Origin of the sequence: Brevibacillus daliensis (assembly GCF_021245735.1) — a bacterium.
Classification (GTDB): domain Bacteria; phylum Bacillota; class Bacilli; order Brevibacillales; family Brevibacillaceae; genus Brevibacillus_B; species Brevibacillus_B daliensis.
Genome location: NZ_JAJISB010000085.1, coordinates 1 through 312, shown reverse-complemented (window position 1 = coordinate 312; position 312 = coordinate 1). Strand labels below are relative to the sequence as shown.

Genomic DNA, 312 nt, shown 5'->3' with positions numbered 1-312 from the left:
TCCGACTTCATGTAGGCGAGTTGCAGCCTACAATCCGAACTGAGATTGGTTTTAAGAGATTGGCATCTTCTCGCGAAGTAGCATCCCGTTGTACCAACCATTGTAGCACGTGTGTAGCCCAGGTCATAAGGGGCATGATGATTTGACGTCATCCCCGCCTTCCTCCGTCTTGTCGACGGCAGTCTCTCTAGAGTGCCCAACTGAATGCTGGCAACTAAAGATAAGGGTTGCGCTCGTTGCGGGACTTAACCCAACATCTCACGACACGAGCTGACGACAACCATGCACCACCTGTCACCACTGCCCCGAAGG

The 312-nt window shown here is 52.9% G+C and carries 1 rRNA gene; it reads right to left on the bottom strand.

Annotated elements, in window-relative coordinates:
- A 16S ribosomal RNA gene (locus LM917_RS24325) occupies positions 1–312 on the bottom strand; the annotation flags it as partial.